Here is a 14,256-nt window from a genome sequence, read left to right as displayed (position 1 = left end):
CCATTTCAGCTCTATTGAATGCGTTCTTTTAAGACAGCTACAACCGGATATAAAGTGGCGAGTCAGAATAGTGAAAAGGAAAAATTTGCGTTTCAGACACAGAAAGGTAATCAGACACAGAAAGGTAATCAGACACAGAAAGGTAATCAGACACAGAAAGGTAATCAGACACAGAAAGGTAATCAGACACAGAAAGGTAAATAGTAAAGATAAGAAAACGACAATGAGAATAGGGGATAGCATAAAAGAGTGCAGATGATAGCATACCAGAGATAGAATGAATTGTTCTTATCCGTAAGATTATGTGTTGACCCTCATGCCTGATTCTGTCTGCCTGCTTTAAGCTGTTTACTTCCATCTGTTTGCTGCCGTTTTCACTTAGCGTGTTCGTCTTTGCCATTTGTTCTTATCAGTTAAAGGCTCTGAGCACAGAAACACTTTTGCAAGGGATCAATTACTTGAGGCTTTCTTGAATCATTAAAAAGGTATTTCTATGCTAAAAGATACAAACTTTTTTTCTCTCTGCCATCTTGCAGAGCTTCATTTGGTTTTTTTGGAAATAATTCATACAAGTATAATGGGAAAATAAGGCAGCTGGATATCATTTTTTTGTTGATAGGTATAAAAACATTTTTTGATTTTGTCTCATCAGGAGGGGATGAGAACACAATGTTTCGATTTATTCCACGCCTGGCACAGTGGACATTTTGAAGAACGGAACTGTCAACCTACACAGATACTGAACTACATATATACTGAATCCAAGCAGGAACCTTTCATTTTGTGTGTCCGTCCCATTGAGCCAAACTATTGTTAGCGGCTGTAACTTTTGTCGTCTGCAGTAGCTGGTTATATAGCGGCTGAAAATATACAAAAGGGGAAATTTATCCTGTCTTTGTTAGCTCCGTCGGTACATAACCAAATTGCTTTTTGAAAGCGAATGAAAAGTGGGACAGGTTTTCAAAACCAACTTCTAAATACACTTCTGAGGGACGTTGGCCTTTCTTTGAAATCAAAAAATGGGCTTGCTCCAAACGCTTTTGTTGTAACCACTTTTCGGGTGTTGTTTCAAATAGCTTTGTAAAATCCCTTTTAAATGTGGAAAGACTACGACCGGTGAGTTTGGCAAACGATGAGAGGGGAATGTTATATTTGTAATTATGGTTCATATATGCTTCCAAATCTATCTTATGAGGCTCGCTGAAGTCAAACAGAAAATTTTGAAATACACTCCCTGTTTGAAGCAGTAACTCAATGGCTTCACAGGTTTTAAGTTCGGCAATCTTTGCAGTAAGTTTCTTGGGACTATCTATATAGGGCAGCAATGAGTCAAAGAAACCTTTCAAAAACACATTTCCCGTCAGATCAATCATAGGTGTCCCTTTATAGGCACTTTGTTTTGTAATATTATTTTCGGCTGCGTATTGCTTCAAAGATTTTTGGTCAAGAAACAGGCTGATTAACGCGATGGGTTCACCATTCGGACCAAGGTTCTTCAATTTTTTGAATAACTGATTTCTGCGCATTAAACAAATTGCTTCTTCTTTCATTACAAATGTGCTCTGGTTTGTAAAATAGAGTGATTCACCCGAAAGCATTATTCCTAAAGCGTGTTCAGGAAAGTAATGTTCAGTGCTCTTTATTTTTTGATAACTACAGGAATACACCATATTATGCTGAAGAATCAAGCTGCTTTCCATAATATATTATTTTATGTGAATCCTAATCAGATCTAACTGTCAAAATGTTCTAAAATAGGGTCTGCTTGCCAAAGGTGAAAATGGCCACGAAATAGATATCAGGATTACAAGAAGTCCCATTGTAAACCAAATAGCCATCGTGCGAAACTTCTCGTTGTCCTTGATTGTGTTTTTTACCTGGACAGAGCCAATGGTAATAATTACAATTGCAAGTAACATCATTGAGCCATGTTCCATTTCGAAAAAACGCATTTGTTCATCCTTGACTGCATCCTTGTAGTTATGCAAATAGTAGTCAATGATCGGGCTGACAAAGTACAAACAAAGCCCGACACCTAATTGAATATGGGAAATTGTTGAAGTAACAAGTCTAATTGTATGGTCAAATTTTGAAAATGGTTTGCCTGAAAACCATCCTGAATAGGCGCGGTAAATCGCATAAAGCAAACTTGTCAGAACCAGCCAGCGAACCGATGAATGCATTGCCAAAAGTGTGATATAGATTTTTCTTTAGTTTTATAGTTCAACTGCATAAGAATTACTCTTAACAACTGGTACTTAATAACTGGTACTTAACTTACTCAGGGTTCACCTGGTAGTTTTAGTTGACTCCTTTTACGCTAACTAATTTACTCTAATTAATTTACTCTAACTAAGCGGATTTTGATAGTGTGTCTTTTGACTTTGAGCTTAACGACTGATGCTGCTTTTCATTAGTTTATACTTTTTAAGGTGTTATTTTATTTGGCTCAATATTAATCTCTCTAACATTTTATCAGACAAAATACTCCGTAAAAATAACAACGGTTTTGCCATCGAACCACCAGCATAGCGTGTTTTTGGCTTGTTTGCTTCAATTGCTTTTTTAATCAGTCTTGCAATTACAATAGGTTCGGAGTTGTTGTTTTCTGTTCGTTTATACCCTTTTTCTGCTCCTTTGACCATTTCTTTGTAGGCAGAGTTTCCTGAAACACGAACCAAACTTTGCATGGCGATCTCACCCCATTCTGATTTTATTCCGCCCGGTTCAATAACAATTACGTCTATACCGAATGGTTTTACTTCCATTCGCATCGAGTCACTCAAGGCTTCAATGGCAAACTTACTTGCGTGATACCACCCGCTCAGTGGCAAAGCAATTCTTCCGCCAACGGAAGAAATGTTTACGATTTTACCGTATCTGTTTTCTCGCATTTTCGGTAAAACTAATTGAGTTAAATGCATTGCCCCAAATACGTTTACTTCCATTTGAGACTTTGCTTCCTGCATTGTCACGTCTTCAATGGCACCTTCCGAACCGAAACCTGCATTGTTTACCAATACATCAATGCTACCTGCTTCTTTGAAAATATGTTCAACACAAGTCTGAATACTTTCCTCTTCAGTAAGGTCCAATGCAATCGGTTGGATCCCGTAGGTTGTGAGTTCTTGCATTTTTTCCATTCTACGTGCAGCACCGTACACATTGTAGCCATTTTGTGCCAGATAAATTGCGGTTGCTTTGCCAATTCCTGCCGAAGCGCCTGTAACTAAAACATTTTTTTTCATATCTGTATTGTTTAAAAGGTATAGTACAAAGGTAATTTAGGCTTGCAATGTGTGTTTTGTTGAAACGTCCAGGTTTGTGTGCTGAAACGTTCAAACTGATGGTTAATTTCTACTCATTTTTATTTATTCTTATTTATTTATTCTCAGTAGACTAATCTTTAGATTTTCCTCTAACCGATCAATTATTGAAAACACACATATTAAAAACACACAACAAAACATGATGCAAGTCTGAATGCACCTATCGATGATAAGAAATGGAATATAGTTTGTTATCGTTGTTCATTTTTACTTGTTTTTCTGACAGCTTGTAAGTTAAAAGTGATAATGGATCATAACCGGCTTATTTGTCATCATGTACAACTGAGTAAGCATCTGTCCTTCAGGCAGGCCGATCAGATCCGGGATTCGGCCAACTTTTTAAACCACAATACGTTGCTGATTGGACGATGTTGATTGGTATCATTTTCCGATCACCCAAGGGAATCTTTGGATGATTGGATCTGGAAATTGGAACAAGAAATGTAAACAAGAAGCCAGGTCCATTTTAATGTAAGTTGAGTTCTGGATTAATGGTGTTTATAAAATAGTGATTATAGGCTACAAATTGGCTAGCTATTTCCAAAGTCTCAAAATATCCTCTTGGTGTTTGGGGATCGTCACACTGGAAATCCTGCGGGTGGTTCTGCAGGGAATGATGCGTAAACAGCCAGGTGTACCCAATTGATATAACCCAACTGTCAAGAGCAGATGAATAATCATTGGGGATGAATTGCTTTCTACAGATGGGCGGCTTACCGATGGATGCCTTGATTGCTCACCGGGCATTCTTTAGGAGATAGTTGTGGAGGCAATTTTGTTTTCATAGAGTTTATTAATTTTTTGGCTTTGCTGGTTTTTCACCTCTGCCGCCTGATCAAGCCAACCCAGCACTTTTTCTTTTCCAAAAATGGATACAACCACAGTTCCTATACCGATTGTACCCAGCATTATTAGAAGCCTTTTATTCTCTTGTGCAATCGGTTTAGCTGAATTCCACCTGCTTGAGTTATTCTCACTAATTGTTAATAAGGAATTATTAATACAGAATCTCAATCCTTCATACTTAATATGGATCATAGGTATGATCCATATTAGTAAGACACATCAACCCTTTAGAAAAGTATATGTATTTGATGATCAGGTTTGTAGAGATAATGCACCGCAGTAGAGAATTATCCGCATCATCTTACAAGCCCAAAAATCATCCACTCAGGGCACAGTGTTTTCAACTTACACACTAACTCGATACTACATTAAATCTCGATGCTATACTAACGTGTTTACATGTTACCACTTTATCCCTATTACTTTAATAAGATGTTAGTGCCCTTTAGTGGCTGTAGAATGATCATACGCTTTAGGAACGTCTTAATGTGAAAACGTAGTTCTTCTCTCAACGCTTCTGCTTCATAAGAAGAGGCAAACGTAGTATTTATGAACATGTTTTAGAGAATATATTATTTATAAAAAAATAAAACAAACAGCAATCTATGAAAAAATTAGAAATGATTACCCGGCGCAAGGCCATCAGTGGTTTAGGTGCCGGTTTGGCCACTGCCATGACACCCGGATTGGCAGTTGGCCAAATGCCTCATACAGAGTCGACTGCTCAACTGGAAGATCCGATCCAGAAGTATCCCAGGCCTCCTTTCAAATCACAGACACAACCCTGGCCAGGGCTAGCCAGCAAAATGGACCCCAAGCCAGACCATGGAGAAGCGAGCTACAAAGGTTCTGGTCGTCTGAAAGGCCGTAAGGCTCTTATTACAGGTGGCGATTCAGGAATGGGCAGGGCAGCCGCTATTGCATATGCGCGCGAAGGAGCCGATGTGGCTATCAATTATCTGCCCTCTGAAGAGGCTGATGCCCAGGAAGTAATTGCTTTGATCAAAAAAGAAGGCCGCAAAGCCATTGCTATTCCAGGAGATCTTCGTGAGGAAGCTTTTTGCAAAAAACTGGTAAATGAGGCAGTCAATGGCTTGGGCGGTCTGGATATTGTAGTGAGCAATGCCGCCCGCCAGCAAGCAGTGGCATCTATTCTGGATATATCCACTGAACAGTTTGACTGGACGATGAAAACCAATATCTATGCTCCCTTCTGGATCATTAAAGCAGCCTTGCCTCATCTCAAACCCGGATCAGTTATCATTGGCACTTCCTCAGAACAAGCTACCAACCCTTCTGCAGACTTATATGATTATGCACAGACCAAGGCGGCTACTACCAATTTTGTTCGTTCACTGGCAAAACAACTCAGTCCAAAGGGCATTCGTGTGAATGGAGTAGCACCGGGTCCTATCTGGACACCTTTGCAGGTGAGTGGTGGAGCTACCCAGGAGAAGCTTCAGAAGTTTGGAGGGGATACACCAATGGGCAGACCAGGTCAGCCCGCCGAGCTGGCTTCGATTTATGTACAACTGGCTGCCAGTGATGCCACTTATGCTACCGGACAAATCTATGGTGCAGCCGGTGGAGGAGGACTCCCTTAGCGATAGGGATAATCAGTGAATGGTTGACTGGATTAAAAACAATTAACCAACCATTTACTGTGATATACATATATTTATCTTTTTTGTGTAAGCCATTGGAAATCAGTTTTTAAGCAAAGTTGCTTTGTGAACACTCTTTTTCAATGGCTTAGTCATTCTTTCATTTTATCACATACCTGCACATTAACACATACCTGTACAAACTTGCTTATTTCTACTTTCTACAGATAGGCTACATTCAGAATACCTGTATGAAAGATCTTTGTGATATAAATAAATTAAGTCACTTTTATTTCAATCATCCTCTAAAAGTATCTTACACATTAACTAATTGTAGCTAATTTATAGACATATTTAATAATTATATAAGATGTAATTTACAGTGAATAGCCATAAAAGAGTTTATTTACAGACGGATGATTTTATTGCAGATCAATTTGCCTTTAATTAGTTTTTACATCTTACTGATAAATGTGCTACAATGAAAATTACAGGTCATTTCATCAATGAAATAATTACCACACTTTATCATTTCTACCCAAGAAATATCTCTCCCTGGAGCATTAATTATGAGACCTCTTTGGAAATTCTAAACCAAACTTTGACTCATAAAAAATATGAAGGATCTAAAGCAAATTGGGAGGATTTTCTCAACTATATAAGTGAGACCTATCCAAATTCATTTGTTCAAGATCGTAATTATACCCCAAGTATTTGTTCCTGTTATAAAGTGATTATTTCATTCTGGAATATGTCAGGAAACGATTATACTGTAGTATTTCATTATAGTAATCTAATGCCTTACCATGCTTACTACATCAATGAAAAGAAGCATAAACCAGAAACTGTTCATGAAGAACACCCACCCATGACGGATGCGATGTTAGAAGAATTGTATCGAAATCCACCCCCTCCACCGCCATTTGAACGTTATTGGAATCAGTCTCCTTCTGCAATAGCTCCCATAGTTGACCAAATTCTTGAGGCTTATCCGAAATTCCTTCCCAGACTGCAATTATTTCCAACGGAATTATTACATTATCGGGTATTACAAATAGGAACACAACGGAGAGAAATGCATGAAGCTACTATATTTGACCTTTTGTTTACCGATGTGTGGGAAGATGCTTAATTTATTCAAAAGTGAAACCTGTTACAGGGAAACCATTTACTGATATAGATACTTTCTGATATAAATTATTTAATAGGTATGTAATCCCAATAAAAAATCACAACAAGTTCAGGCTTTTAGAACAAATTTGGATCATAGTTTCTAAATTTGGCTGACCACTTGAACCTTTTTACTTGATGAATCAGTCAAAGATTACACCAAAAGGGTACAAAGTACTTGCGGTGGATGATAATGAAGAAATTACTGAACTGCTTGAATATACGTTAAGTAAGGAAGGCTACCAGGTCAAAACTACCTGGGATGGTTCAACGGCGATTCCACTGGCACAGTCCTTTCTTCCGGATCTGATCCTGCTTGATATTTCGATGCCTATCATGGATGGAATTGAAGCCGGACATCTCCTCAAACAAATACCCACACTTGAAGATACCCTTTTGGTTTATTTAACAGCCCGTATAGAAGAATATGCTGAGGTAGCTGCGTTTGACATTGGCGCAGATGATTATGTGGTAAAACCCATTAAACCACGAGCGCTCGTGAGTCGTTTGAAAGCTTTATTCAAGCATAAAAGCGCACAGGAGCAAATAACAAGTGAGTTGCACATAGCTGATCTGAAAATTGATAGTCACAGCTATACCATTACTTATCATACTAATGTCGTCCAGTTACCGAAAAAAGAATTTGAACTATTGCATTTCTTAGCTCAACATAAGGGGATGCTATTTACGCGTGAACAGTTGTTAACCTATGTTTGGGGGACAGGTACGCATATTACTCCACGTACAGTAGATGTGCACATTCGGAAAATCCGGGAACGTATACAGGTCGATTACATTAAAACCATAAAAGGAATTGGTTATAAATTTGATCCTGAACCCGAAAATAACTAATACCAAAGTAATGAGTATCCGCGCAATTAGGCTCCTGATCTATTACCTGTCTGCTTTATATCTCTCAACTATATCCTATCTCTCAACTATATCCTATCTCTCAACTATATCTTTTCTCAGATATAACTTAAACCAAATTATTTTTAACTGACTATACACCTTTTGTCCATTTGATGCATTATGCTGAAAGAATTGGGCTTGGCTATCAGTATTGTGCAAATATGGCTAACAAACTACTTGACAGGTGATAGTATTCTTATTGGAGACAGGTAGGTACAGATTGTTCTTCTAAAAAAACAGATAAAACCAAAGAGCAGATTTAAAGATTTGTTAATTGGTTGTTTTTCTGTCTTTCTGCAAATCTGTATACCTTACTACCCGTTACAATAACTTCAATAATTGACCTGTAACTATGTAATGATAGTGGATTATTTGTGTCCAGAGAAGACAATAAAAAAGCTGATAAGATAGTTTGCAAGGAAGAAGTTTAGTTTGTGGGAAGAATATTTGACTCACAGAAAAAAAATACTATCTTTCTTCTCTAATATACTGTAATACTGGCGACTACCTACTGTCATTGCACCCCGAAGATCCAAACAGCAATAGATTGCAGTGACCTGATAATAGCAGTGAAACATTGATGATGCATAAGCCAGATGATAATAAGTCTTAGGCAATATTTGTAGATGATAGTAAGTCATAGGCTTCTATAAGCCAGGTGTTAGTGAATAATTATCTGTTCCAATCCAAGTATTCAGAAAATCAGTTTTGATGCCCTATAGAAACAGGGAATAGTAAAAGAGAAATCTATACCGAGAGCTACTCGGTCAGGCATCCATTGTAACATCCATTATGTGACTTTCATGTATGTGGAGACAGGTTAGTTATAATGCCAGGATTTGTTACAAAGTTATAGGTAGATAAGGCGACTTTTCTCTACTCCAGATCAGTAGCTATATGATTGATAAAGTTTATTAAGATAAGACCCATACAACGAATCAAAATCCGTGAACAATAGGATGGCTTTACTAACGGTTGGTTAGTATGTTTATGGGTAGGTGCAGAAAAAATTAGCTTACAGGGAATTAACAAATAAGTAGCAATACAATTCTTTACTCTGTCAATAAATCCCCAAGCTTGTCTATGTCTAATCCTGTTTTACACATCAACTAGTCTGTCTATGATCAAATCCTTACGAATTTTTTGGAGGAAGTCGTTTTGTTTTTTTCTGTTGTCCGGGCTGGCAATTCAGGCCTTCCCCATCCAGTCAGCTCTGGCAAATCATACGGCACCACAGTCTATTCTGAGTGATATCACTCTTATACATGTAGTGGAGTGGCCAGTTGATATTCCAATTGTTGATATTCCAATCGTTGATATCCCCATCAAAGGGAAAGTTAGAGGAAGTGATGGACAAGGTTTACCCGGTGTGACCGTGCTTGTCAAAGGCTCCACCACAGGCGTTTCTACCGATGTCAATGGCAATTATTCCATACAGGTTGAAGGTCCGGAAACTATTCTTGTTTTTACAGCTGTGGGATATCTGAAGGAGGAAGTCACAGTTGGGAGCCAAACAAGTATAGACATTAATCTGGTTGAAGACATACAAACACTGACAGAAGCAGTGGTAGTAGGTTATGGGACTCAGGAGAAAAAAGATGTAACAGGCGCTATTTCGGCTGTCAAAGGTACTGAGATTGAAAATCTTCCATCCGGTGGAGCACAACAGGCCCTTCAGGGGCGAGCAGCTGGCGTGAATGTTATCCGCAACGGGGGCGCTCCGGGTAATGCGGGCTCTATACGCATCAGAGGCATAGGAACAGTTAACAATGCTGATCCGCTGATTATCATCGACGGAGTCCCTGCCGGCAGCATGAATGACGTTAACCCCAACGACATTGAATCGATGGATATCCTCAAAGATGCCTCTTCTTCGGCTATCTATGGGACCCGTGCTGCAAACGGAGTAGTTATTATTACAACCAAGCGGGGCAAAACAGGACAAAAACTCCGTTTTACACTCAATGGGTATTCGGGTATATCCAACCGTATCAAGACAATTGATGTGCTGGATGCCCCTACACTGGCTCAGTTAAAGCGGGAGCGATATACCAACGACGGATTAGCTATTAATCCAATCTGGGAGAATGCTGCCTATCAGACGCAGCAAACCAACTGGCAGACAGAGATCCTGCAACAGGGTACTACCTCCAATGTTGATCTGTCTATGGCCGGAGGAGGAGAGAAATCTTCGTTTTTTCTTTCCGGAGGATATTATGATGAACAAGGGATGATTCGCAAATCCTACTATACCCGCTATACCTTCCGTATCAACTCCGATCACAAGATCAGCGATCGGTTTAAAATTGGCCAGAGTCTGCAGTTTACCAACCAGAAAGACAATGCGCCTAATACCTTATCAGCCCAGGATGGATTGTTATGGAGTGCCATCCGTTTCCATCCGGGTCTACCTGTAGAAAAAGCGGATGGAAGTTATAGTACCTCTCAGATCAGCTCGGAATTTGGCGATATTAACAATCCTGTCTTTACCATAGATACACAGGACAAAAATTCTGTTCGCAACCGCATTCTGGGAAGTATAAACGGAGAGTTTGAGCTATTACCAGGCCTGAAAGCCAAAGCCAACTTTGCCCTGGATGGTACCATTACTGACAAACGTGAATTTAACATTATTGTCAATGATCAGATTCGTACAAACTCGCGCAATTCGCTCACAGTCAGCAATGAAAAATACTATGCCTTTTTGCAGGAATATTTTCTTTCGTTTGACAAACAGCTTGCTTCCCATACACTCTCTCTGGTAGGTGGGTATACCTCACAGACGTTTAATGATGTCTATAACCGCTCACAAGGCAAAGACTTTCTGGATGAATCACCTGATATGCGCTATCTGCGTGCCGCCCAGGCAATTACAGAAGTTTATGGAACACGCGATTATGATGCATTGCAATCTGTCTTTGCCAGAGGTAATTATGCATTTAAAGATCGCTATCTGGCAACAGTTACCTTCCGGGCAGATGGATCTTCCAAATTTGCCAAAGGAAAAAAGTGGGGGTACTTTCCTGCTTTCTCACTGGGATGGCGTATTTCGAGTGAACCCTTTTTTCAGAACCTGACCTCGACCATTAGTAACCTCAAAATCACCGGAGGATGGGGGCAATTAGGTAATCAGGCCGTGGATGCGTTGCAATACCTGGCGCTGATTACTTCAGGCTACCGCTATTCATTTGGGGGACAGAACACAACAGGTGCTGCTCAAAGCCGGATTCCGAACCCTAATATTGGCTGGGAAACGGCTGAAATGACAAACGTTGGATTAGAAGCCGGATTTCTGCAAAATCGCCTTTTAGCTACAGTAAACTATTTTATCAAAGATACCAAGAAAATGCTTCTGCCTCCTCCTTCATTAGGATCCAATGGTAGAGCGACTATCCCGGATCAGAACGTAGGCCAGTTGCGTAATCTGGGTCTGGAACTCGAACTGGTATATCGTGGTAAGGTCGGAGAGCTTAGTTATTCATTAAGTGGCAATGCTTCCTTTATCAAAAATGAGCTGACCCGCCTTTTTAACGGGAACTTCCTTTCTGCACAAACCTATGGCAGAACAGGCCAGGAAATCACCCGTAGCTATGAAGGACATCCCTATGGTACCTTTTATGGCTGGAAAACAAACGGGCTCTATCAGAATCAATCTGAAATTGACAATGATCCCAGTATTGCCAATGATAATCGGCGGGAACAGGAACTAATTCAACCAGGTGATGTACGGTTTGTGGACCAGAATGCAGATGGCATTATTGATGATAGGGACCGCACCATTATTGGCAATCCACAACCGAAGGTAAACTATGGCCTCAATGCGAGTCTAAGCTACAAAGGCTTTGATCTGACACTTTTCTTTCTGGGAGTGGGTGGCGCACAGATTTACAATGCCGACAGGATGCAGGGAATTGATCCTACTTATCCGTTTAATATGTATGTGGAAACAATCAATCGCTGGCATGGGGAAGGTACCAGCAACTCTATTCCCCGTATGAGTACCAAACGTGATAACCTGAACTACCGGACATCTGATCTGTTTGTAGAAAATGGTTCGTTTTTGCGGCTAAAAAATATTTCACTCGGGTATACTCTTCCAAAGGCCATTCTGGATCTGCTGCATATTTCTCAGGCGAGGATCTATGTAACTGGTCAGAATATCTTTACCATTACCCCTTATTCGGGTATGAATCCGGAACTGGGCTTTGCTGATGGAAACCGTTCGCAGGGACAATTTGCCCAGCAGAACGTGGACTATGCGCAATATCCGCAGGCCCGTACCTTTACTATCGGAGCCAGTGTTTCCTTTTAATTCCTGATTCTTCTATCGCAAATGCATATGAAAAAGATCGTTTTTATTTTATCTGTATTGATACTGTTTCCCTTCTCTGGTTGTAGTGATGATCTGCTCACTTCTACTCCGTATGGTCAGTCTACTTCTGACCGTTTCTGGCGCAATGCCGATGATGTCGTTGCCGCTACCAATGCGATCTATGAGCCAATGCTGGCAGAAGATTTTCTGGGCCATGCAGAGATGACCTTTGATATTTGTTCGGATGATATGTGGAGAGCTGGCGACCATGGAGAAGATCAGGCTATTGAAGATTTTACCTTTGATCCAAGTAATCCTCAGTTGCGCTATAGCTGGTCATACAAGTATGAGATGATTTCCCGTGCCAATGCTGTACTGATCAATGCCTCAAAAGCTGAGATGGATGAGTCGTTGCGAAAAAGATGTCTGGGCGAAGCGTATTTTCTGAGAGGGTTTGCGTACTGGAGATTATATCTGATCTATGGAGAAGTTCCTGTTTTTACAGAGGAAGATGTGCTGGCAGGCAATCTGAATAAAGCCAAATCTACTTTTGAGCAGATGCAGACCCAGATTGAATCTGATTGGCTCAAAGCAGTAGATATGCTGCCAGTAAGCTACGATGCCAATAATCTGGGCAGAGCATCACAAGGCACTGCCTATGGCTTTCTGACCAAGCTGTATGTCTATGAGCAGCAATGGGCAAAGGCCATCCAAACCGGCGAAAAAATTACAACCAATGCAGCCTATAAGCTGGCAGATAGTTTTGTTGAAAATTTTCAGATTGCCACAGAAAACAATCCGGAAGTGCTTTTTGCCCTCCAATATAAAGATGGCTGGACAGGAGATGACTGCCCGGCGATCTATACTACACCTCGTCCATGGGGTGGATGGGACTTTCAGGAACCTATCCAGGATCTGGTTGATGAGTTTGAGGAAGGTGATCCCCGCCTGAGTTATACCGTTTTTAGACCAGGGGATCAGGTAGATCTGGGAGGAGAAGAGGGGGTGCAGCAGTATACGACAGATTTGTCTCAGACAGGGTATCACTTTCGGAAATATGCCAGCTGGCGTACTACCGGAGGGCTCGATCAGGGACAGAATGCACCACTGTTACGCTCTGCGGATGTGTATTTGCTGGTAGCAGAAGCCAAAATTCAGTCCGGACAGAGTGGGGATGCGGAACTGAATGCGGTACGTATCCGGAACGGACTACAGCCAAAGAGTGGTGCAACTATGGAAGATATCATTCATGAACGACGTGTGGAGCTTGCTTGCGAAAATGAGCGTCATCAGGACCTGATGCGATGGGATAAAGCGGGTGTTATTGATATTGTGGCGCATTACAAAAAAGACAGAGGACCTCTTAAACCGGCGCGTAACTTCCAACGGCCAAAACACTATTATTTCGCTTTGCCACAACGGGAGATTGATCTGAGCAATGGTGTGCTCAAACAAAATGAGAATTATGCTCAATAATAATTCTCTATCAATAACAATCCCAAGAATAATCTTCTGTAAAGAATACTACTTGCCTGAAAGAAACCAGACAAGTAGTATTTTAGTTTCCTGACTCATCTTGAATATTCGCCTAATGTATTGCTTATTTTCCTATTGCATATCTTTACTCCGTTTCATTGTCTGGGTTGGTTTGCTAGTCACCTGCTTTTGTTTACTGATGTGTTGTCAACCCAAGTCCTATACCAATACCGATTTTCTGGGCAATTGGAAGACAGATTCTGTCTACAATTATGCAAATGGATTTGGCATGCCCTATAATACACCCATTACAGAGTGGGGCGAATACGAGTATGATGGTTCTGGCTGGGTAACAGAAAGAAAACATCGCCAGTCCCGGCGACTACGTTACCAGGTTATAGAACGGGATTCGCTCGTCTACCAGGATAGTACAGGTGAGTTTCTGAGTGGCTACCGGATTATGCGGCTCAACGATCAGGTGCTGGTACTAAAAAAACAAAAAGAACCTATGCTGTCGGGCAAAAATCAGACTATTTTTGAAATGCGCTTTTTTTCCCGGACAGGTTTGACAGACGGCGTCGTCCGTTAAAGGGACTACCCGTGAAGG

At 40.6% G+C, this 14,256-nt stretch carries 11 protein-coding genes; 7 read left to right on the top strand and 4 right to left on the bottom strand.

Annotated elements, in window-relative coordinates:
• The first annotated feature begins 18 nt into the window (after nt 1–18).
• The gene (locus tag QNI22_RS34265) at nt 19–204 is read left to right on the top strand and encodes a hypothetical protein (RefSeq protein WP_314518248.1); all 186 of its coding nucleotides are present in this window, start codon (nt 19–21) and stop codon (nt 202–204) included.
• Between the two features lie 680 nt (nt 205–884).
• Here the strand turns inward: QNI22_RS34265 and QNI22_RS34260 are convergent.
• The 4 genes from QNI22_RS34260 to QNI22_RS34245 form a co-directional block, all read right to left on the bottom strand.
• Nucleotides 885–1,700 carry a helix-turn-helix domain-containing protein gene (locus QNI22_RS34260; protein ID WP_314518247.1) on the bottom strand — a complete coding sequence of 272 codons (816 nt, stop codon included), beginning with the start codon at nt 1,698–1,700 and terminating at the stop codon, nt 885–887.
• A 39-nt stretch (nt 1,701–1,739) separates the two neighbouring features.
• Nucleotides 1,740–2,183, bottom strand: coding sequence for a hypothetical protein (locus QNI22_RS34255; RefSeq protein WP_314518245.1), 444 nt, complete (start codon nt 2,181–2,183; stop codon nt 1,740–1,742).
• Between the two features lie 252 nt (nt 2,184–2,435).
• Nucleotides 2,436–3,248 carry an oxidoreductase gene (locus QNI22_RS34250; protein WP_314518242.1) on the bottom strand — a complete coding sequence of 271 codons (813 nt, stop codon included), beginning with the start codon at nt 3,246–3,248 and terminating at the stop codon, nt 2,436–2,438.
• An 831-nt stretch (nt 3,249–4,079) separates the two neighbouring features.
• On the bottom strand, nt 4,080–4,367 hold the full coding sequence (locus QNI22_RS34245) for a hypothetical protein (protein WP_314518241.1): 288 nt from the start codon (nt 4,365–4,367) through the stop codon (nt 4,080–4,082).
• A gap of 413 nt (nt 4,368–4,780) precedes the next feature.
• Here QNI22_RS34245 and QNI22_RS34240 point away from each other — a divergent pair, with 413 nt between their 5' ends.
• The 6 genes from QNI22_RS34240 to QNI22_RS34215 all read left to right on the top strand — a co-directional run bounded on the left by QNI22_RS34240 (nt 4,781) and on the right by QNI22_RS34215 (nt 14,238).
• Nucleotides 4,781–5,779 carry an SDR family oxidoreductase gene (locus QNI22_RS34240; RefSeq protein WP_314518240.1) on the top strand — a complete coding sequence of 333 codons (999 nt, stop codon included), beginning with the start codon at nt 4,781–4,783 and terminating at the stop codon, nt 5,777–5,779.
• Between the two features lie 481 nt (nt 5,780–6,260).
• The gene (locus tag QNI22_RS34235; protein WP_314518238.1) at nt 6,261–6,911 is read left to right on the top strand and encodes a hypothetical protein; all 651 of its coding nucleotides are present in this window, start codon (nt 6,261–6,263) and stop codon (nt 6,909–6,911) included.
• 176 nt (nt 6,912–7,087) lie between these two features.
• Nucleotides 7,088–7,801: a response regulator transcription factor gene (locus QNI22_RS34230; protein WP_314518236.1), complete on the top strand. Its 714-nt coding sequence runs from the start codon at nt 7,088–7,090 to the stop codon at nt 7,799–7,801.
• A gap of 1,180 nt (nt 7,802–8,981) precedes the next feature.
• Nucleotides 8,982–12,173, top strand: a complete 3,192-nt coding sequence (locus tag QNI22_RS34225) for a SusC/RagA family TonB-linked outer membrane protein (RefSeq protein WP_314518234.1) — start codon at nt 8,982–8,984, stop codon at nt 12,171–12,173.
• Between the two features lie 27 nt (nt 12,174–12,200).
• Nucleotides 12,201–13,649 carry a RagB/SusD family nutrient uptake outer membrane protein gene (locus QNI22_RS34220; RefSeq protein WP_314518231.1) on the top strand — a complete coding sequence of 483 codons (1,449 nt, stop codon included), beginning with the start codon at nt 12,201–12,203 and terminating at the stop codon, nt 13,647–13,649.
• A gap of 199 nt (nt 13,650–13,848) precedes the next feature.
• On the top strand, nt 13,849–14,238 hold the full coding sequence (locus tag QNI22_RS34215; protein WP_314518228.1) for a hypothetical protein: 390 nt from the start codon (nt 13,849–13,851) through the stop codon (nt 14,236–14,238).
• The last annotated feature ends 18 nt before the right edge of the window (nt 14,239–14,256 follow it).

Origin of the sequence: Xanthocytophaga agilis, assembly GCF_030068605.1 — a bacterium.
GTDB classification, from domain to species: Bacteria; Bacteroidota; Bacteroidia; order Cytophagales; family 172606-1; genus Xanthocytophaga; species Xanthocytophaga agilis.
The sequence above is the reverse complement of the archived record's forward strand: the minus strand, read 5'-3'. Positions and strand labels throughout refer to the sequence as shown.